General features: G+C 71.8%; 18 protein-coding genes. All 18 read left to right on the top strand.

Features of this window, described 5'->3' with window-relative positions:
• Positions 1–36: 36 nt before the first annotated feature.
• The 18 genes from secE (at position 37) to rpoB (ending at position 20,055) form a co-directional block, all read left to right on the top strand.
• The gene (gene secE, locus JKP75_RS23485; protein ID WP_200490180.1) at positions 37–555 is read left to right on the top strand and encodes a preprotein translocase subunit SecE; all 519 of its coding nucleotides are present in this window, start codon (positions 37–39) and stop codon (positions 553–555) included.
• A gap of 43 nt (positions 556–598) precedes the next feature.
• Positions 599–1,471 carry a transcription termination/antitermination protein NusG gene (nusG, locus tag JKP75_RS16435; RefSeq protein WP_200490181.1) on the top strand — a complete coding sequence of 291 codons (873 nt, stop codon included), beginning with the start codon at positions 599–601 and terminating at the stop codon, positions 1,469–1,471.
• Positions 1,472–1,528: 57 nt separating this feature from the next.
• Positions 1,529–1,957 carry a 50S ribosomal protein L11 gene (gene rplK / locus JKP75_RS16430; RefSeq protein ID WP_200493254.1) on the top strand — a complete coding sequence of 143 codons (429 nt, stop codon included), beginning with the start codon at positions 1,529–1,531 and terminating at the stop codon, positions 1,955–1,957.
• A 90-nt stretch (positions 1,958–2,047) separates the two neighbouring features.
• Complete coding sequence (gene rplA, locus JKP75_RS16425; protein ID WP_200490182.1) at positions 2,048–2,767, top strand: 50S ribosomal protein L1; 720 nt, start codon at positions 2,048–2,050, stop codon at positions 2,765–2,767.
• Between the two features lie 404 nt (positions 2,768–3,171).
• Complete coding sequence (rplJ, locus tag JKP75_RS16420; protein ID WP_200490183.1) at positions 3,172–3,786, top strand: 50S ribosomal protein L10; 615 nt, start codon at positions 3,172–3,174, stop codon at positions 3,784–3,786.
• A gap of 17 nt (positions 3,787–3,803) precedes the next feature.
• Complete coding sequence (gene rplL / locus JKP75_RS16415) at positions 3,804–4,196, top strand: 50S ribosomal protein L7/L12 (protein WP_200490184.1); 393 nt, start codon at positions 3,804–3,806, stop codon at positions 4,194–4,196.
• Positions 4,197–4,523: 327 nt separating this feature from the next.
• Positions 4,524–5,663, top strand: coding sequence for an ABC transporter ATP-binding protein (locus JKP75_RS16410; RefSeq protein WP_200490185.1), 1,140 nt, complete (start codon positions 4,524–4,526; stop codon positions 5,661–5,663).
• 104 nt (positions 5,664–5,767) lie between these two features.
• A complete protein-coding gene (locus tag JKP75_RS16405; RefSeq protein WP_200491323.1) occupies positions 5,768–6,475 on the top strand; it encodes an ABC transporter permease in 708 nt (235 codons plus the stop codon).
• Between the two features lie 74 nt (positions 6,476–6,549).
• A complete protein-coding gene (locus tag JKP75_RS16400; RefSeq protein WP_200490186.1) occupies positions 6,550–7,344 on the top strand; it encodes an ABC transporter permease in 795 nt (264 codons plus the stop codon).
• Positions 7,345–7,352: 8 nt separating this feature from the next.
• On the top strand, positions 7,353–8,789 hold the full coding sequence (locus JKP75_RS16395; RefSeq protein ID WP_200493252.1) for an MCE family protein: 1,437 nt from the start codon (positions 7,353–7,355) through the stop codon (positions 8,787–8,789).
• Positions 8,786–9,850, top strand: coding sequence for an MCE family protein (locus tag JKP75_RS16390; RefSeq protein ID WP_309229917.1), 1,065 nt, complete (start codon positions 8,786–8,788; stop codon positions 9,848–9,850). Before JKP75_RS16395 ends, JKP75_RS16390 begins: the two co-directional genes overlap by 4 nt.
• The gene (locus tag JKP75_RS16385; protein ID WP_200490188.1) at positions 9,850–10,878 is read left to right on the top strand and encodes an MCE family protein; all 1,029 of its coding nucleotides are present in this window, start codon (positions 9,850–9,852) and stop codon (positions 10,876–10,878) included. The genes JKP75_RS16390 and JKP75_RS16385 overlap by 1 nt, the downstream gene beginning before the upstream one ends.
• A 195-nt stretch (positions 10,879–11,073) precedes the next feature.
• Positions 11,074–12,108: an MCE family protein gene (locus tag JKP75_RS16380; protein ID WP_200493250.1), complete on the top strand. Its 1,035-nt coding sequence runs from the start codon at positions 11,074–11,076 to the stop codon at positions 12,106–12,108.
• A complete protein-coding gene (locus JKP75_RS16375) occupies positions 12,105–13,412 on the top strand; it encodes an MCE family protein (RefSeq protein ID WP_200490190.1) in 1,308 nt (435 codons plus the stop codon). The genes JKP75_RS16380 and JKP75_RS16375 overlap by 4 nt, the downstream gene beginning before the upstream one ends.
• Entirely contained in the window at positions 13,409–14,542 is a 1,134-nt protein-coding gene (locus JKP75_RS16370; protein WP_200493249.1) for an MCE family protein, read from the top strand. Before JKP75_RS16375 ends, JKP75_RS16370 begins: the two co-directional genes overlap by 4 nt.
• Before the next feature lie 219 nt (positions 14,543–14,761).
• Positions 14,762–15,397, top strand: a complete 636-nt coding sequence (locus JKP75_RS16365; RefSeq protein WP_200490192.1) for a hypothetical protein — start codon at positions 14,762–14,764, stop codon at positions 15,395–15,397.
• A gap of 149 nt (positions 15,398–15,546) precedes the next feature.
• The gene (locus JKP75_RS16360) at positions 15,547–16,209 is read left to right on the top strand and encodes a hypothetical protein (protein WP_200493248.1); all 663 of its coding nucleotides are present in this window, start codon (positions 15,547–15,549) and stop codon (positions 16,207–16,209) included.
• Between the two features lie 456 nt (positions 16,210–16,665).
• Positions 16,666–20,055 carry a DNA-directed RNA polymerase subunit beta gene (gene rpoB / locus JKP75_RS16355; RefSeq protein ID WP_200493381.1) on the top strand — a complete coding sequence of 1,130 codons (3,390 nt, stop codon included), beginning with the start codon at positions 16,666–16,668 and terminating at the stop codon, positions 20,053–20,055.
• The last annotated feature ends 22 nt before the right edge of the window (positions 20,056–20,077 follow it).

The following is a 20,077-nucleotide window of genomic DNA, read 5'->3' as shown; positions in this document are numbered from 1 at the left end:
CGGGGACGGCACCCACCACGAGGCGAGCGAGGCGCAGTGAGCGAGAAGCCGGAACGCGAGGACGACGCCGCCGTCCCCGACGCCGAGCTGACCGACGAGCAGCTCGACCGCGAGGCTCCGGGCGTCGACGACGCCACCGAGCTCGAGGCGGCCGAGGACGCGATCGCCGCCGAGGCCTCCGTCGAGGAGGACAAGGTCGTCGCCCCGGCCCGCCGCCGCGGTGGGCGGATCACGGCCGGTGGGGACGACGACGAGCCGGTCGCCGCCGGGTCGCGCCGCGCCGCCCGGTCCGCCGACCGGCCGGCCCGCGAGGGCGGGGGCACCCGGTCGCGCGCCGAGGCCGAGCGGGCCCGCGCCCAGGAGATCCGGCAGAAGCGCTCCATCGGGCGCTTCCTGCGCGAGGTCGTCGCCGAGCTGCGCAAGGTCATCTGGCCGGGCCGCCGCGAACTCATCACCTACACGACCGTGGTCATCGTCTTCGTGGCGTTCATGGTCGCGCTGGTGGCCGGGATGGACCTGCTCTTCTCCCGGGGCGTGATCGCCGTCTTCGGCTGATCCCCGCCCACCCAGCACGCCATCCGACAAGGAAGAGACTTCTGTGACCGAGCCCCGCGAGCCCAACGAGCACGACACCGCGGTCGAAGGCACCGACCTGGACGACGCCCGCTTCGAGCAGCGCGGCAGCGCCGACGTCGAGACCGGCGTCGGTGAGACCGGTGCGGCCGAGGGCTCCAGCGACACCGCCGACCTCGAGCTCGACGTCGAGGACGCCGGGACCGGGGAGGCCCCCGAGGCCGACGCCGCCGACGCCGCCGACGAGGCCGCGCAGGCCGAGGAGCCCGTCGCCGCGGAGCCGGAGGACGAGGACCCGGCCGAGGCCATGAAGAAGGCGCTGCGGATCGCGCCCGGCGACTGGTACGTCGTGCACAGCTACGCCGGGTACGAGAACAAGGTGAAGACCAACCTCGAGGCGCGCATCCAGTCCCTCGACGTGGAGGACTTCATCTACCAGATCGAGGTGCCCACCGAGGAGGTCACCGAGATCAAGAACGGCAAGCGCGCGCAGGTCAACCGCAAGGTGCTGCCGGGCTACCTGCTGGTCCGCATGGAGCTCAACGACGAGTCGTGGGGCGCGGTCCGCAACACCCCCGGCGTCACCGGCTTCGTGGGCGCGACCTCCAAGCCCTCGCCGCTGACCCTCGACGAGGTCGTCAAGATCCTGGTCCCGGCCACCGCCCCGCAGGCTGCGCGCACCGCCGGCGGCGAAGCCGCCCCGGCCGCCGCCGCGCCGGCCGCCCTGGTGGACTTCGAGGTCGGCGAGTCCGTCACCGTCATGGACGGGCCGTTCGCGACCCTGCCCGCCACGATCAACGAGATCAACGCCGAGCAGCAGAAGCTGCAGGTGCTGGTCTCCATCTTCGGCCGCGAGACGCCCGTCGAGCTGTCGTTCAACCAGGTCAGCAAGATCTGACGTCGTTCGACTGATGTCGCACGGCGCCAGCTGATCCACCACCGATAGAAGGAAGTCATGCCCCCCAGGAAGCGGTTGACCGCGGTCATCAAGCTCCAGATCAACGCCGGTGCGGCGACCCCCGCGCCGCCCGTGGGTCCGGCGCTGGGCCAGCACGGTGTCAACATCATGGAGTTCTGCAAGGCCTACAACGCCGCGACCGAGTCGCAGCGGGGCAACGTGATCCCGGTCGAGATCTCGGTCTTCGAGGACCGGTCGTTCACGTTCGTCACCAAGACCCCGCCGGCCGCGCGCATGCTGCTCAAGGCCGCCGGTGTCGAGAAGGGGTCGGGCGAGCCGCACAAGACCAAGGTCGCCACGGTCACCCGCGACCAGGTCCGCGAGATCGCCACCACCAAGATGGCCGACCTCAACGCCAACGACCTGGACCAGGCCGAGCGGATCATCGCCGGCACCGCGCGGTCGATGGGCATCACGGTCGTCTGACCCAGCACCACCCCCTAGCACCTGTGGGAGGGCCACGCCTGGCCCGGCAACCACACCATCCCCGGCTCCGTCCGGGGGAGAGGAACCACCATGGCGAAGCACGGCAAGAAGTTCCGGGCCGCGGCCGAGAAGGTCGACCGGGACACCCTGTACTCCCCGCTCCAGGCCGCTGCGCTGGCCAAGGAGACGTCGACGACGTCCTACGACGCCACCGTCGAGGTCGCTCTGCGCCTGGGCGTCGACCCGCGCAAGGCCGACCAGATGGTCCGCGGCACGGTCAACCTGCCCCACGGCACCGGCAAGACCGCCCGCGTCATCGTCTTCGCGACCGGTGACAAGGCCGCCGAGGCCGAGGCCGCCGGCGCCGACGTCGTCGGGTCCGACGACCTGATCGAGCGCATCCAGGGCGGCTTCCTGGACTTCGACGCGGCGATCGCCACCCCGGACCAGATGGCCAAGGTCGGCCGGATCGCGCGCATCCTCGGCCCCCGCGGCCTGATGCCGAACCCGAAGACCGGCACCGTGACCCCCGACGTCACCAAGGCCGTCAACGACATCAAGGGCGGGAAGATCAACTTCCGCGTCGACAAGCAGGCCAACCTGCACCTGGTGATCGGCAAGACGTCCTTCGACCAGGAGAAGCTGGTCGAGAACTACGCGGCCGCCCTCGACGAGGTCCTGCGCGCCAAGCCGTCCTCGGCCAAGGGTCGCTACGTCAAGAAGGTCACCATCTCGACGACGATGGGCCCCGGCATCCCGGTGGACCCGAACCGCACCCGCAACATGCTGGTGGACGAGCCCACCAACTGATCGACCGCACCTCCCGGAGGCCCCGCAGCGCTCGTCGCTGCGGGGCCTCTCGCACGTCCGGGGCCCACATCGGCGATGTGGGCCCCACCCGGCCCGCTTCCCGCCGAGATCGGCGGTGTGGGGCAGTCCTCGGGGGCAGCCGCCGCCTCCCGTGCGGCGTCGCGTACTCTTGGCCGCGTTCCCCCCAAGACCGTTGGTCGTCGCACGTCCGCGTGCGATCGAAGGTCCCGGAGTTCCGGGCGACCCGCGCAGGAGGACGGTTCGATCGGCGGTGCCGCTGCACGTCAGCGCGTCCCGCCCCTCGCCCCGTGCGCCTGCGCCGGGGCGTTCCTCGTCTCCGGGGCCACCCGATCGCCCGCGTTCGCGCGATGGCCGGTGGTCGCCCGACAGACGAGAGGAGGCCCATGCCCACGCAGGCGAAGGCCGCGGTGATCGACGAGATCACCGAGCGGTTCCAGAACTCGAGTGCGGCGGTGCTCACCGAGTACCGCGGGCTGACCGTGGCGCAGCTGACCCAGCTGCGCCGTTCCCTCGGTGCGGGCAGCACGTACGCCGTCGTCAAGAACACCCTGACGAAGCGGGCGGCGGACTCGGTCGGTTTCTCCGACCTCGGCCCGCTGCTCAACGGCCCGACCGCGATCGCCTTCATCGAGGGCGACCCGGTCGAGGGCGCCAAGGCGATCCGCGACTTCGCGAAGGCCAACCCGCTGCTCGTCGTCAAGGGCGGCGTGGTCGACGGCCGCACGGTCGACGCCTCCGAGGTCACGCGCCTCGCCGACGTCGAGCCCCGTGAGGTCCTGCTGGCCAAGCTGGCCGGCGCGATGAAGGGCAACCTGACCAAGGCTGCCGGGCTGTTCCAGGCCCCGCTGTCGCAGGTCGCCCGCCTCGCCGCCGCGCTGCAGGAGAAGAAGGCCGCCGACGCCCCGGCTGCCGAGGCTCCTGCCGCTGACGACGCACCTGCTGCTGACACCACCCCCGAGACCGACGCTGCCGCCGCCGACGCGGCCAGCGACGACTGACCCAGAAGGAGATCGACATGGCCAAGCTTTCCAGCACCGAGCTGCTCGACGCGTTCAAGGAGATGACCCTCCTCGAGCTGTCCGACTTCGTGAAGCAGTTCGAGGAGACGTTCGACGTCACCGCTGCTGCCCCCGTGGCTGTCGCGGCCGCCCCGGCCGCCGGTGGCGGCGGTGGCGGTGCCGAGGCCGCTGCCGAGCAGGACGAGTTCGACGTCATCCTCGAGTCGGCCGGCGACAAGAAGATCCAGGTCATCAAGGAGGTGCGCGGCCTCACCTCCCTGGGCCTCAAGGAGGCCAAGGACCTGGTCGACAACGCGCCCAAGCCCGTCCTGGAGAAGGTCGCCAAGGACGCCGCGGACAAGGCCAAGGCTGCCCTCGAGGGCGCCGGCGCCACCGTCACCGTCAAGTGACCCCCCACCCGGCGGTCCTGATCGCCGGGTAGCACGACCGCACCACCGCACCGCCGGCACGGGCCGTCCTCCTCCGGGAGGGCGGCCCGTGCTGCGTTCCCGGGGGTGCCGGGCCCGCCGTCCCCCGGACGGCGGAAACCCGAGATCCGGGTCACGGAAATCCCGTGACGCACGTAACCTCCCCGTGGCTGGGTCGTTACTGACCAGTAGTGATGCGGTCCGGCCCCGTCGACGTGCGATCGGGGTCGGGAAGCCGCAGACTGCCCGGGCTCGTCGATGCGACGCAGCGGGGGACCGGCAGGTCGAGCGGGAGCGGAAGGCGGAAGCGTGGGCGTCGCAGTCGAGGTCGACGGGCTGACCAAGTCCTTCGGGAGCCAGAACATCTGGAGCGACGTCACCCTGACCCTGCCGCCCGGTGAGATCTCGGTCCTGCTCGGCCCCTCGGGCACCGGCAAGTCGGTCTTCCTGAAGTCGCTGGTCGGGCTGCTCAAGCCCGAGCGCGGGTCGATCGTCATCAACGACACCGACATCGTGCGCACGAGCGAGCACCGGCTCTACGAGATCCGGAAGCTGTTCGGCGTGCTGTTCCAGGACGGCGCGCTGTTCGGCTCGATGAACCTCTTCGACAACATCGCCTTCCCGTTGCGCGAGCACACGCGCAAGAGCGAGTCTGAGGTCCGGCGGATCGTCCTCGAGAAGATGGACATGGTCGGCCTGCAGGGCGCCGAGGGGAAGCTGCCCGGGGAGATCTCCGGCGGCATGCGCAAGCGGGCGGGGCTCGCCCGCGCGCTGGTGCTGGACCCCGAGATCATCCTGTTCGACGAGCCCGACTCGGGGCTGGACCCGGTCCGCGTGGCCTACCTCAACCAGCTCATCGTCGACCTCAACGCGCAGATCGACGCCACCTTCCTCATCGTCACGCACGACATCGGCACCGCCCGCACCGTGCCGGACAACCTCGGCCTGCTGTTCCGCCGCAACCTGGTGATGTTCGGCCCCCGCGAGCAGCTGCTCACCTCGCAGGAGCCCGTCGTCCGCCAGTTCCTCAACGGCCGGCGCGAGGGGCCGATCGGCATGAGCGAGGAGAAGGACGTCGCCCAGGTCGAGGCCGAGATGGCCGCCCTGGAGGCCCGCGGCGGGGACTCGCACAACGGCATCGGCCCGAAGGGCGCGTCCGGCGGCGAGGCGGTCCCGCCGCAGCTGGAGCCCAGCGAGGGGTTGCCCGAGCGGCAGGGGGCCCGCCGCCGCCAGGAGCGGGTGGCGCGGATGCTGCACGAGTTCGATGAGACGACGGCGGCCGCCATCCGCCGCTCGCTGCCCGAGGACCTCCTCGCGCGCGCCGATGCGGGGGCCTACGCGCCCACCACCGGCACCAACGGCCGGCACTGGGCCGCGGACGCCGACAGCGGCGCGACGGCCACCACCGCGACCGCGGTCCTGCCGCGCCGCCGGGAGGGCGACGGGTGAGCGCCTCCGAGACGCCGAAGGCGCCGGGGCTGCTCGACGGGAAGTACTCGCCCACCCGGCCGCTCGCGGCCAGCGGCCAGCTGTTCGCGTTCGCCCTGGACGTCATGCGGGCGCTGCCCAAGCGGCCCTTCCAGATCCGCGAGTTCATCCAGCAGACGTGGTTCGTCGCGAGCGTGACGATCATGCCCACCGCGCTGGTGGCCATCCCGTTCGGTGCGGTCATCGCGCTGCAGCTGGGCTCCCTCACCCGGCAGCTGGGGGCCGAGTCCTTCACCGGCTCGGCCGCGGTGCTCGCGGTGCTGCGCGAGGCGAGCCCGATCGTGACCGCGCTGCTGATCGCCGGTGCGGGCGGTTCGGCGATCTGCGCCGACCTGGGCGCCCGCAAGATCCGCGACGAGATCGACGCGATGGAAGTGCTGGGCATCAGCCCGATCCAGCGGCTGGTCGTGCCGCGGGTGCTCGCCTCGATGGTGGTGGCGGTGCTGCTCAACGGCCTGGTCAGCGTGGTCGGCGTCGCCGGGGGCTACTTCTTCAACGTCATCCTCCAGGGCGGGACGCCGGGGGCCTACCTGGCCTCGTTCAGCGCGCTGGCGCAGGTCGAGGACTTCTGGTCGGGCGAGCTGAAAGCGCTGGTCTTCGGCCTGATCGCCGGGATCGTGGCGTCCTACAAGGGGTTGCGGGCCGGAGGTGGGCCCAAGGGCGTCGGCGACGCGGTGAACCAGTCCGTCGTCATCACCTTCCTGCTGCTGTTCGCGGTCAACTTCGTCATGACGGCGCTGTACTTCCAGCTCGTCCCGCCGAAGGGTTCGTGATGGCGCTGCTCTCGCCGGTCGACCGGCTGCGCGTGCGCGCCCGGCGCCTCGGGCGCACGGTCTACGGCCGACCCATGGGGGCGCTGGAGGACCTCGGCGACCAGCTCGGCTTCTACGGCCGGGCGCTGGCGTGGACGCCGCGCACGCTGCGCCGGTACAAGAAGGAGGTCATGCGGCTGCTGGCCGAGGTCACCTTCGGCAGCGGCGCGCTCGCGGTGATCGGCGGCACCGTCGGCGTCATCGCGGTGCTGTCCTTCTTCACCGGCACCGAGGTGGGGCTGCAGGGCTACGCGGCCCTGGACCAGCTCGGCACCTCGGCGTTCACCGGCTTCCTCTCCGCCTACTTCAACACCCGGGAGATCGCGCCCCTGGTCGCGGGCCTGGCGTTGTCGGCCACGGTCGGTTGCGGGTTCACCGCGCAGATCGGCGCCATGCGGATCAACGAGGAGATCGACGCCCTCGAGGTCATGGGCGTGCCCTCGCTGCCGTTCCTCGTCACCACGCGCATCGTGGCCGGCTTCGTCGCCGTCATGCCGCTCTACGTGCTGGGCCTGCTGAGCAGCTACTTCGCGACCCGGTTGATCACCACCCAGGCCTACGGGCAGTCGGCGGGCACCTACGACCACTACTTCAACCTGTTCCTGCCCCCGCAGGACGTCTTCTGGTCCTTCCTCAAGGTGCTCGTCTTCGCCGTCGTGATCATCCTGAGCCACTGCTACTACGGCTACCGCGCCAGCGGTGGCCCGGCCGGCGTCGGCCTGGCCGTGGGCCAGGCGGTGCGCTTCTCCATCGTCGCGGTGATGGTCATCGACCTGTTCCTGTCCCTCGCCATCTGGGGCTCGACGACGACCGTCCGGATCGCGGGGTGAGCGGTGCGATGAGGACGAAGATCCGCCTGCGCATCCAGGGGTTGGCGTTCCTGCTGACCCTCGCGCTGCTGCTCGGCCTCGCCGTCGCGCAGTACAACAAGGTGTTCTCCGACGTCGCCCGCGTCACCCTGGAGACCGACACCATCGGCAACCAGCTGCGGGAAGCGTCCGACGTCAAGGTGCGCGGCGTCATCGTGGGCGACGTCCGCGCGGTCGACGCGACCGCGGACGGCGCCACCATCGAGCTGGCCATCGCGCCGGAGTACCTCGACCAGATCCCGGCCGACGTGACCGCGCGGCTGCTGCCCAAGACGCTGTTCGGCGAGCGGTTCGTCGCCCTGGAGATCCCGGAGAGCCCGTCGGCGGAGACGCTGGCCGACGGCGCGGTGATCGGCCAGGACCGCAGCGAGAACGCCATCGAGCTGCAGCGCGTGGTCGACGACCTGCTGCCCCTGCTCCAGGCGGTGGAGCCGGAGAAGCTCTCCTACACCCTCGGCGCGGTGGCCGAGGCGGTGCGCGGCCGGGGCGACCGGCTGGGCGCCAACCTCGCCGCCGTCGGCCGCTACACCGGCGAGCTGAACACCGTGCTGCCCGACCTGCAGGCCGACATCTCCGGGCTGGCCGACTTCGCCGACACCTACGAGTCCGCGGCCGACGACCTGCTCGGCGTGCTGGACGACCTGGCGGTCACCAGCCGGACGCTGGTCGACCAGCAGGAGCAGCTGCGCCGCACGTTCACCGTCGCCGACCGGGCCGGCACGGTCACCGCGGGCTTCCTGGAGACCAACGAGCGGAACCTCATCTCGCTGGCCGAGAGCTCGCTGCCGGTGCTGGGCACCTTCGCCGAGTACTCGCCGGTCTACCCGTGCCTGCTCAACGGCCTGGCCCGCTCGGTGCCGCTGTACAGCGAGGTGCTCGGTGGCGACGGCGACCCGTACCTGGATCTGAACCTCACCGTGACGCTGCCGCCGCGCAACCCCTACCTGCCCGGCGACCAGCCGGCGTACCTGGACCAGTCGGGTCCTGACTGCCGGGGCCTGTCGGACATCGACGGGCTGATCGCCGCGGCCGCGCAGGGCGAGTTCTACTGCCCGAACCCGCCGGTCGACGGCGTGCAGTCGCGGGACAACCCGGTCACCGGCAACCCGGTCTGCCTGGGCGGCAGCGGCCCGGACGACATCCCGGCGGGCGCCGGCGGAACCCAACCCCCAGGCCGGGACGTCGCTGCCCAGCGGCCTGGCCGGATCCACCGCGGAGCTCGATTTCGTGCGCAACATCCTCGCCTACCAGACCGGCAGCGACCCGTCGGCGGTCTCCGACCTCGGGGCGTCGCAGATGGCGCCGCTGCTGAGAGGGACCCGGGTGGCACTCCGATGAGTGAGCATCGCAGCGAGGGACGAGCGAGGAGCGGAGCGATCGGCCGCGGAGCGGGGTGGGCACCGTGAGGGGGCTGCTCGCACCGCTGGTCAAGCTGGTCGCCTTCGCGCTGGTGACCATGATGGCCAGCTACGTGCTGATCACGACGATCACCAACGCCGGGTACGGGGAGCAGGTCGCCTACCGGGCCGAGTTCACCGACGTCGCCGGGCTGGTCGAGGGCGACGAGGTGCGCATCGCCGGCGTGCGGGTGGGCCAGGTGAAGGGCATCGGCCTGGTCGAGGGCGCCGGCGACCGCCCGCTGGCCGAGGTCGAGCTCGAGGTGGACGCCGACGTCCCGCTGCCGGCGACGGTCGAGGCCGCGATCCGCTACCGCAACCTGGTCGGCCAGCGCTACGTCGCGCTCGCCGAGGGGGAGGGGGCCGCGGGCCGCACCCTCGAGCAGGGCGGGCTGATCCCGGTGGCGCAGACCCGGCCGGCGCTGGACCTGACCACGCTGTTCGGCGGGTTCCAGCCGCTGCTGCAGGCGCTCTCCCCGGCGGACATGAACCGGCTCTCCTACGAGGTCATCCAGGTCTTCCAGGGCGAGGGCGGCACGGTCGAGGGGCTGCTGGCGCACGTCGCCTCGCTGAGCACCTCGCTGGCGGACAAGGACGCCGTCATCGGCGACGTCATCGACAACCTGACCACCGTCATGGGGTCGGTCGCCGCGCGCGACCAGGAGCTGTCGGACCTGATCGTGAGCCTGCAGCAGTTCGTCACCGGCCTGGCCGGCGACCGCGAGGTCATCTTCGACTCGCTGCAGACCATCGACCAGCTCGCCACCGCGACCACCGGCCTGCTGGAGGAGGCCCGGGCGCCGCTGGCCGCCGACATCCGCGCGCTCGACGACCTGGCCGGCAACCTCGCCGACACCGGCGACGTCCTCGAGGGCTTCCTCGAGCTCGCGCCGACCAAGATCGACCTGATCACCCGGACGGCGATCAACGGCAGCTGGTTCAACTTCTTCGTCTGCGGGGCCGGCGGCTTCATCCGCGTGCCGGTGACCAACCCGCTGACCGGCGAGCTGTCCGGGGTCAACGTCCCGGCGGACGGTCTGGGCAACGGCGAGCGGGGGTGCGGCGGCTGATGGCCCGCACCTCCAAGCCCTTCCGCGACCGCAACCCGGTCACCATCGGCGCGATCAGCCTGACGGTGATCGCCGCGCTGGTCTTCCTCGCCTTCAACACGCAGTCGCTGCCGCTCATCGGTGGCGGCACCGTCTACCGCGCCCAGTTCAGCGAGGCCGCGGGGTTGCGGCCCGACGACCCGGTGCGGGTGGCCGGCGTCAAGGTCGGCAACGTCGAGAAGATGTCGCTCGAGGACGGCGCGGTGGTGGTCGAGTTCCGGGTGACCGACGCGTTCGTCGGCGACCGCTCCGAGGCGGCCATCAAGATCGAGACGGTGCTGGGCGCCAAGTACGTGGCGCTGGTCCCGCGCGGATCGAGCGAGCTGGACCCCGACGAGCCGATCCCGCTGGAGCGCACCGCCTCGCCCTACGACGTCGTCGAGGCCTTCGCCGACCTGTCGACCACGGTCGAGGACCTGGACACCACCCAGCTGGCGAGCTCCTTCGAGGTGCTGGCCGAGACCTTCGCCGAGACGCCGGAGGAGGTGCGCAGTTCGATCGAGGGCCTGGCCCGGCTGTCGGACACCATCGCCTCGCGCGACGCCCAGCTCGAGCAGCTGCTCACCGCGACCCGCACGGTCACCGACGTCCTGGCCGACCGGAACGGCGAGTTCACCCAGCTGATCCTGGACTCGAACACGCTGCTCACCGAGGTGCAGGAGCGCCGGGCGCTGATCGACTCGATCCTCACCAGCACCCAGGAGCTGTCCCTGCAGCTGCAGGGCCTGGTGGCCGACAACCGCGAGGCGCTCACCCCGGCGCTGCAGCAGCTGGCCACGGTGACCGACATCCTCGCCCGCAACCGGGACAACATCTCGCAGACGGTGGACCGGCTGGCGCCCTTCGTCCGCGTCTTCACCAACACCCTCGGCAACGGACGGTGGTTCGACAGCTTCGTGGACAACCTCATCCCCGGCGTCGTCGGCAGCGCGATCTGCGGCGGCCCCGGTGTCGTCGGGCTCCCGCTGACCTGCGCGGAGGGCAACTGATGAGCGGCTCCCTGCAGCGCGCGGTGGCCGCGGCCGCCGCCCTCGTCCTGGTGGCCGCGCTCGGCTGGACCGTCCTGCGCCCGGCAGGGCAGTACCGGGTCACGGCCTGGTTCGACCAGACCGTGGGGCTCTACGCCGGCTCCGACGTCCGCATCCTCGGCATGCGACGTCGGCGAGATCACCGAGGTCCTGCCGATGGGCGACCGGGTGCGCGTGACGATGCTGATCGACGACGACTACGACATCCCCGCCGACGCCGCGGCCGTCGTCCTGGCGCCGTCGCTGGTGTCCGACCGGTACGTGCAGTTCGCGCCGGTCTACGCCGGCGGGCCCACCATGGAGGACGGCGCCGAGGTGCCGATGGACCGGACGGCGACCCCGGTGGAGCTGGACCGGGTGTACGGCGCGCTCGACGAGCTGTCGGTCGCGCTCGGCCCGACCGGCGCGAACGCCGACGGCGCGCTCTCCGACCTCGTGGACGTGGGCGCGGCCAACCTCGACGGCAACGGCGAGGCGCTCAACCGCACGCTCACCGGCTTCTCGCAGGCCGTGGAGACGCTCGCGCGGAACCGGGACGGGCTGTTCGACTCGATCGAGAACCTGCAGACCTTCACCGGCGCCCTGGCCGCGATCGACGCGAGCGTCGGCCAGTTCAACACCAACATGGCCGCGGTCGCGGACCTGCTCGAGCAGGAGCGGGCCGACCTCGCCCGCGCCGTCGAGCTGCTGTCGGCGGCCCTGGGCGACGTCGCCGGGTTCGTCCGGACGAACACCGACCTGCTGAGCACCAACGTCGACCGGCTGGCCGACGTCACGCTGGCGCTGGTGCAGCAGCGCTCCGCGCTGGCCGAGGTGCTCGACGTCGCGCCGGCGGCGCTCGGGAACCTCGCGCACGCCTACAACCCGGACTTCGGGACGCTGGACACCCGGGACAACTCCCTCGGCGGGACCGCTCCCGAGGTCATCGTCTGCCAGCTGCTGTCGGCGACCGGCCGGCTCCAGCTCGATCTCGACGTGCTGCCGGCCATCGGCCTCCAGCTGCCCTTCGTCGAGCAGGTGTGCAGCCGGCTGCTCTCCGGCGACGCGGACGCCGACGGCGCCTACGACGACCTGAACGGCAACGGCGTGCCCGACCTGCAGGAGCTGCTCACCGCGCTGTTCGGTGGCGCCACGGCGCCGGCCGGCGGCCCGCTGATCGGCTTCCCCGCGCTCCCCGGGGCGCAGCGGTGACCCGCCGGACGACGCGGGTGGCCGCGGCCGCCGCCGGGGTGCTGCTGCTGGCCGGCTGCGGCGGGTTCCGCGGGGCCTACTCCCTCGACCTCCCCGGCGGGGCGGACCTCGGCGAGGAGCCCTACCAGGTGACCGTGCAGTTCCTCGACGTCCTGGACCTGGTGCCGCAGTCCGGCGTCCGGGTCGCCGACGTGCCCGTGGGCCGGGTCGACGAGATCGAGCTGAACGAGGACTGGACCGCCGAGGTGACCCTCTCGGTCAACGGCGACGTCGAGCTGCCGGAGAACGCGGTCGCGATGATCCAGCAGAGCTCGCTGCTCGGCGAGAAGTACGTCGAGCTGGCCGCGCCCGGCATCGAGCAGCCGCGGGGACGGCTCGGGGACGGCGACCTCATCCCGCTGGAGCGGACCAACCGCAACGTCGAGGTCGAGGAGCTGCTCGGCGCGCTGTCGCTGGTGCTCAACGGTGGCGGGCTCACCCAGCTCACGACGATCACCCGCGAGGTCGGCGAGGCGCTGGAGGGCCGCGAGGACGCCATCCGCGACACCCTCGACCAGCTCGACGTCCTCATCGGCGGGCTGGACGAGCAGAAGACCGAGATCAACCGCGCGCTGGACAGCGCGAACGCGCTCGCGGCCACGCTGGCCGAGCGCACCGGCACGATCGAGACCGCGCTCGACACCATCGGCCCGGGCCTCGACGTCATCAACGAGCAGCGGGGCCTGCTGGTCTCGATGCTGGAGAGCCTGTCCAGGCTCGGCGACGTCGGCACCCGGATCATCGACCAGGCCGCGGCGCACACCGTCGAGGACCTGCGGCTGCTCCAGCCGATCCTCACCCAGCTGGCCGCCGCCGGGCCCGACCTGGCCGGCTCGCTGGACCTGCTGCTCACCTACCCCTTCCCGGCCAGCGCGGTGGTCGGCGACGGCAGCGGCGGGGACGTCCCGCTGAACTACCGGCCCGACCAGCGGACCGGCGGCTACGGCCTGTTCGCCAACATGACCGCGACGCTGGACCTCGACCTCACCCAGGTGCTCTGCCGGTACGTCGTCGACCCGCTGACCGGCGCGCTCGAGACGCTCTCGCCCGAGCAGCTGCTCGGCACCGCCTGCGGCCAGCCGGGCACCCCGCCGGGGAACCAGAACCAGGGCGTGGCCACCGGCGGGACCGGGGGCACGGGCGGCACCGCGCCGGCCCAGGCGCCGCTGAGCATCCTGCCCGGGGAGATCGTCGGTCAGCTGCCGACGGCCGAGGCGCTGGGCGGCCTCCTCGGCTTCCCCCTGTTCACCGGAGGCCAGCCGTGATCACGCGGACCACCAGGCTGCAGCTGCTCGCCTTCCTGACCGTGGCCGTCCTCGGCATGGCCTACCTGGGCTGGAACCACGTCGGGCTGGACCGCGCCGTCCTGGGCAGCGGCTACGACGTGGCCGCGGACTTCGAGGACTCCGGCGGCATCTTCGTCAACGCCGAGGTCACCTACCGCGGCGTCGCGGTCGGGCGGGTGAGCGACATGGAGCTCGTCGACGACGGCGTCCGCGTCGTCCTCACCATCGACCCCGACGCCGAGCCGATCCCCGCGGACGCCACCGCCACCGTCGCCAACCGCAGCGCGGTGGGGGAGCAGTACGTCAACCTCGAGCCCGCCGGCCCCGACGGCCCGTTCCTGGAGGACGGGTCGGTCATCCCGGTGGAGCGGACCTCCATCCCGGTCCCGGTGGAGGAGCTGCTGCTGAACGTGGACCGGCTGGTCGGCTCCATCGACCAGGAGAACCTCCGCATCGTCGTCGACGAGCTGGGCCGGGCGTTCGCCGGCGCGGGCGACGACCTCGGGCGGTTGATCGACAACGGCGACCTGCTGCTCGCCCGCGCCGAGGAGTCCCTGCCCGCGACCATGGCGCTGATCACCGAGGGGCGGACCGTCCTCGACACGCAGGTGGCCAGCCGCTCGGCGATCGAGCAGTGGGCCGGTGACCTGCGGCTGGTCGCGGACACCGTGGTCGAGAGCGACGAGGACATCCGCTCGCTGCTGGCCAACGCGCCGGAGGGCGCCGGCGCGCTGCAGGAGCTGGTGGAGCGGGCCGGCCCCGGCCTGGGCTCCCTGGTCCGCAACGTCGACATCCTCAACGGGGTGGTGACCCCGCGGCTGGACGGCGTCGAGCAGCTCCTGGTCACCTACCCCGACGTCGTCTCCGGCGGGTTCAGCGTGGTCCGCAACGACGGCGGCGTGATGCGCGCGCACTTCGGCTTCGTGCTCAACGTCGGCGATCCCGCCTCCTGCACCACCGGCTACCTCTCCACGGGTGCGGCCCGCAGCCCGGGCGCGGTGGCCGGCCTGGACACCGGCGAGGTCTCCTGCGGGGTCGTGAACGGCGTCGACCCGGACCCCTCCGACGGCGTCGACGAGACCGGTTCGAGCATCCGCGGCGAGCAGTAACATCGGCCGATCGGGTGGTGTCGCCGGGTCCGGCCCCCAGACCGGCCTCGCGGGGCTGCCCCCGCTCGGTACCGTGATCGGCGGCCTGGTGGACGGGGTCACCGGCCTGCTCGACGAGGTGCTCACCGGCCTCCTCGGCGGTGCGGTCCCGTTCGCACGCACCACCGGCTGACCCGGCACGGCGCCGGTGCACGAGCGAGACGACGAGGAGGGCCAGGGTTGACCAGCGACGCGCCCACGCGCGCACGGGAGGACGACGACGCGCTGCCGTCGCCGGCCGCCGGCCCGGACGAGCGCCCCGCCGGCGACCCCAGCGGCGACCCCACCGGCGACCCCGCCGGCCGGGACGACGACGCGACGACGGGCGGTCGGGGCCGGATCGGCGTGCCGCTCGTGCCGGTGCTCGGCGTGCTGCTGGTCCTCCTGCTCGCCGCCGGCGCGTGGCTGTGGACCAGCCGCCCCGAGCCCTCCTCGGTCACGACGGCGGACTACGTCGAGGTGCTGCAGGCGGCCCGCTCCGGCGTCGTCGACCTGACGTCCTTCGACCACCTCACCCTCGACGACGACATCGCCCAGATCCGCCGCGTCGCCACCGGTGACCTGCTGGAGGAGTCGGTCGCGCAGCTCGAGCAGCAGCGCGACCGGTTCACCGAGGTGCAGGCGGTGGTGAACACGGAGGTGATCGGCGCCGGCGTCACCCGGGCCGACGACACGACCGGCACCGTGCTGCTGGTCATCCAGTCGACCCAGCAGAGCGCGGCCGACCCCCGGCCGTCGATCGTGAAGTACCGGATCAAGGTGGAGCTGCAGAAGGTGGACGACCGGTGGCTGCTGTCCGGGATCTCGGGGCTGTGACGGCATGACCGGCACCCCGGAGGACCGTCCCCGTCCCGCGCCGCGCACGCGCCCGTCGCCCGCGCCCCGCGCTGCACCCGCAGCCCGGCCCAGCCCCCGGCCGCGGGTGGCCGGCGCCCGGCGCGAGCGGGAGGAGGCGGCCGGCCGCGGTGGCCGCCGCCGCGGCGACCACCACCACCGACCCCGCGGTCGGCGAGCCGGTCACCGCCGAGCTGGCCGCCGCCACCGGCCGGCGCAGCGGCGCCCGCCGGCGCGCGGCGCAGGCCCGCACCGGGCGGCGGGGCTTCCCCGCGCTGGCCGCCGTCCTCACCGCGCTGTGCGTGCTCGCCGCCGCCGGTGTCGGCTACCTGGTCTGGGAGCGGATGCACCCGCGCTCGGTCGACGACGGCATCTTCGCCGCCGCGCGCAGCTCGGTCGAGGACCTGTACGCCTACGACTACCAGGACTCCGAAGGCAGCCTGGACCGCAAGCTCGCCGTCCTCACCGGGGACCTCCGCGAGCAGTACGAGCAGGAGCTCTCGCAGGGCGGCATCCTCGACACCTACGAGCAGGTGTCGGCGACGACCAGCTACGAGGTGCTCGACATCGGGTTGCAACAGGTCAACGACGCCCAGGACACCGCGACGGTGGTCGTGTTCGGCCGGTACGTCGCCCAGTCGGTGACCAGCGGGAACGGGCAGGCCCCGGAGGGCTCGGAGTGCGAGGTCACGCCCGAGGGCGCCCAGTCCTGCGTGCAGACCATCCGGCTCGGCATGGTGCAGGTCGCCGGCGACTGGAAGATCAGCGAGCTCACCCAGCTGACGACCAGCTGACGCCGGTCCCCGGCGTGGCGGTCGGAGCGCTCCGCCGCGCCTGGCATCATGGGTGCACCGCCCGGAGCGCGGACCGTGTCGAGCCCGATGTGGCACCGGTCGCACCGGTACCCCTGGCGTGGACATCACGCAACAGCAGGGGTAGGGTCTCCTGTTGCGCTGCCCTCTGACTGCCTGCCCGTTGAGACGGGTCACGACGGGTGCCCGGGAACCCTCCGGGTGAACCCCTCGCCGACCCTCGATCCGGGTGTACGCGGCCGTCGCGGACAGCCTCGCCATTACCGACGACGACCCAGGACGACCAGCACCCCCGCCCGCACGTCGTGAGGTCCCTTGGAAGGACGCATCTTGGCAGGCTCTCGCCCCACCAGCATCAACCCCAGCACCACCGAGTCCGGCACCACCAGCACCGCCCCGCAGGACGGCCCCCGCACCGGCGAGGCCGACCAGCAGAAGATCCCCGGCGCCCCGCTGCGCGTCTCCTTCGCCAAGATCTCCGAGCCGCTCGCGGTCCCGGACCTGCTGGCCCTGCAGACCGCCTCGTTCGACTGGCTCATCGGCAGCCCCGAGTGGCGCGCGACGCTCTCCCCCGAGGAGCAGGAGTCCGCCGTCGGCGGCCTCGCCGAGATCCTCGAGGAGATCTCCCCGATCGAGGACTTCAGCGGCTCGATGTCGCTGTCCTTCTCCAACCCGCGCTTCGAGGACGTCAAGGCGTCCCTCGAGGAGTGCAAGGACAAGGACATGACCTACGCGGCGCCGCTGTTCGTCACCGCCGAGTTCATGAACAACACCACCGGCGAGATCAAGAGCCAGACGGTGTTCATGGGCGACTTCCCGATCATGACGAACAAGGGCACGTTCGTCATCAACGGCACCGAGCGCGTCGTCGTCTCCCAGCTCGTCCGCAGCCCCGGCGTCTACTTCGACAAGTCGCTGGACAAGACCTCGGACAAGGACGTCTTCAGCGCCAAGGTCATCCCGAGCCGCGGTGCGTGGCTGGAGTTCGACGTCGACAAGCGCGACACCGTCGGCGTCCGCATCGACCGCAAGCGCCGTCAGCCGGTCACCGTGCTGCTCAAGGCGCTCGGCTGGGGCGAGGACCGCATCCGCGAGCACTTCCAGTGGTCGCCCACCGTGCTGGCCACGCTCGAGAAGGACCACATCGCCGGGCAGGACGAGGCCCTCCTCGACATCTACCGCAAGCTGCGTCCGGGCGAGCCGCCGACGCGCGAGTCGGCCCAGGCGCTGCTGGAGAACCTGTTCTTCAACCCGAAGCGCTACGACCTGGCCAAGGTCGGCCGGTACAAGGTCAACAAGAAGCTGGGCGTCTCGGTGCCGCAGGGCACCAGCACGCTGACCGAGGACGACATCGTCGCCACCATCGAGTACGTCGTGCGCCTCCACGCCGGCGAGCCCGACCACGGCGTCGACGACATCGACCACTTCGGCAACCGCCGCCTGCGCACCGTCGGCGAGCTGATCCAGAACCAGATCCGGGTCGGCCTCTCCCGCATGGAGCGCGTGGTCCGCGAGCGCATGACCACCCAGGACGTCGAGGCGATCACGCCGCAGACCCTGATCAACATCCGGCCGGTCGTCGCCTCCATCAAGGAGTTCTTCGGCACCAGCCAGCTGTCGCAGTTCATGGACCAGACCAACCCGCTCGCGGGTCTGACCCACAAGCGCCGCCTGTCGGCGCTGGGCCCGGGCGGTCTGTCGCGTGAGCGCGCCGGCATGGAGGTCCGCGACGTCCACCCGAGCCACTACGGCCGGATGTGCCCGATCGAGACGCCGGAAGGCCCGAACATCGGCCTGATCGGCTCGCTGTCCTCGTTTGGCCGGGTCAACGCCTTCGGCTTCATCGAGACGCCGTACCGCAAGGTCGAGAACGGCACCGTCACGGAGCAGATCGACTACCTGACCGCCGACGAGGAGGACCGCTTCGTCGTCGCGCAGGCCAACTCCGTGCTCGACGGCAACCGGCTCACCGAGGACCGCGTCCTGGTCCGCACCAAGGGTGGCGAGGTCGACTACGTCGCCCCCGAGAACGTCGACTACATGGACGTCTCGCCGCGGCAGATGACCTCGGTCGCCACCGCGATGATCCCGTTCCTCGAGCACGACGACGCCAACCGCGCGCTCATGGGCGCCAACATGCAGCGCCAGGCGGTGCCGCTGCTCCGCAGCGAGGCCCCGCTGGTCGGCACCGGCATGGAGCTGCGGGCTGCCGTCGACGCCGGCGACGTCGTCGTCGCGGAGAAGGCCGGCGTGGTCGAGGACTCGACCGCCGACTACGTCACCGTCATGGCCGACGACGGCACCCGGCAGACCTACCGCCTGCTGAAGTTCCGCCGCTCGAACCAGGGCACCTCGATCAACCAGACCCCCGTCGTGGACGAGGGCCAGCGCGTCGAGGTCGGCCAGGTCATCGCCGACGGCCCCTGCACCGACCAGGGCGAGATGGCGCTGGGCAAGAACCTGCTCGTCGCCTTCATGCCGTGGGAGGGCCACAACTACGAGGACGCGATCATCCTGTCGCAGCGCCTCGTGCAGGACGACGTCCTGTCCTCGATCCACATCGAGGAGTTCGAGGTCGACGCCCGCGACACCAAGCTCGGTGCCGAGGAGATCACCCGGGACATCCCGAACGTCTCCGAGGAGGTCCTCGCCGACCTCGACGAGCGCGGCATCATCCGCATCGGCGCCGAGGTCGTCCCCGGCGACATCCTCGTCGGCAAGGTCACGCCCAAGGGCGAGACCGAGCTGACCCCCGAGGAGCGGCTGCTGCGCGCGATCTTCGGCGAGAAGGCCCGCGAGGTCCGCGACACGTCGCTCAAGGTCAAGCACGGTGAGTCCGGCAAGGTCATCGGCGTCCGGGTGTTCTCGCGCGAGGACGGCGACGAGCTGCCCGCCGGCGTCAACGAGCTGATCCGGGTCTACGTCGCCCAGATGCGCAAGATCTCCGACGGCGACAAGCTCGCCGGACGCCACGGCAACAAGGGCGTCATCTCGAAGATCCTGCCGCAGGAGGACATGCCGTTCCTCGAGGACGGCACCCCGGTCGACATCGTCCTGAACCCGCTCGGCGTCCCCGGCCGGATGAACGTCGGCCAGGTCCTGGAGATGCACCTCGGGTGGATCGCCAAGCAGGGCTGGAACGTCGAGGGCACCCCGGAGTGGGCGGCCAACCTGCCCGAGCCGGCCCGCTCGGCCGCGCCGGGCACCCGCACCGCGACCCCGGTGTTCGACGGCGCCAAGGAGGACGAGCTCATCGGCCTCCTCGGCTCGACGACGCCGAACCGCGACGGCAACCGGATGGTCAAGGAGACCGGCAAGGCCCGGCTGTTCGACGGTCGTTCCGGGGAGCCCTTCCCGGAGCCGATCGCCGTGGGCTACGTCTACATCCTGAAGCTGCTGCACCTGGTGGACGACAAGATCCACGCCCGGTCGACCGGCCCGTACTCGATGATCACGCAGCAGCCGCTGGGTGGTAAGGCGCAGTTCGGTGGTCAGCGCTTCGGCGAGATGGAGTGCTGGGCGATGCAGGCCTACGGCGCCGCGTACGCGCTGCAGGAGCTGCTCACGATCAAGTCCGACGACATCCTGGGCCGCGTGAAGGTCTACGAGGCCATCGTCAAGGGCGAGAACATCCCCGAGCCGGGCATCCCCGAGTCCTTCAAGGTGTTGCTCAAGGAGCTCCAGTCGCTCTGCCTGAACGTGGAGGTCCTCTCCAGCGACGGCAACGCGATCGAGCTGCGCGACACCGACGACGAGGTCTTCCGGGCCGCCGAGGAGCTGGGCATCGACCTCTCCCGCCGCGAGCCGAGCTCCGTCGAAGACGTCTGATCGGCAGTCGGCCGGCCCTGAC

The sequence above is a fragment of the Blastococcus sp. TML/M2B genome (assembly GCF_016612865.1).
Lineage (GTDB): Bacteria > Actinomycetota > Actinomycetes > Mycobacteriales > Geodermatophilaceae > Blastococcus.
This window is presented reverse-complemented; position numbering and strand designations above follow the sequence as displayed.

Bases quoted from the DNA above. Each gene is read 5' to 3' on its own strand.
- rplK (WP_200493254.1), top strand. From the start codon at position 1,529: ATGCCCCCCAGGAAGCGGTTGACCGCGGTCATCAAGCTCCAGATCAAC.
- rplA (WP_200490182.1), top strand. From the start codon at position 2,048: ATGGCGAAGCACGGCAAGAAGTTCCGGGCCGCGGCCGAGAAGGTCGAC.
- rplJ (WP_200490183.1), top strand. From the start codon at position 3,172: ATGCCCACGCAGGCGAAGGCCGCGGTGATCGACGAGATCACCGAGCGG.
- rplL (WP_200490184.1), top strand. From the start codon at position 3,804: ATGGCCAAGCTTTCCAGCACCGAGCTGCTCGACGCGTTCAAGGAGATG.
- JKP75_RS16405 (WP_200491323.1), top strand. From the start codon at position 5,768: ATGCGGGCGCTGCCCAAGCGGCCCTTCCAGATCCGCGAGTTCATCCAG.
- JKP75_RS16400 (WP_200490186.1), top strand. From the start codon at position 6,550: ATGGGGGCGCTGGAGGACCTCGGCGACCAGCTCGGCTTCTACGGCCGG.
- JKP75_RS16395 (WP_200493252.1), top strand. From the start codon at position 7,353: ATGAGGACGAAGATCCGCCTGCGCATCCAGGGGTTGGCGTTCCTGCTG.
- JKP75_RS16385 (WP_200490188.1), top strand. From the start codon at position 9,850: ATGGCCCGCACCTCCAAGCCCTTCCGCGACCGCAACCCGGTCACCATC.
- JKP75_RS16380 (WP_200493250.1), top strand. From the start codon at position 11,074: ATGGGCGACCGGGTGCGCGTGACGATGCTGATCGACGACGACTACGAC.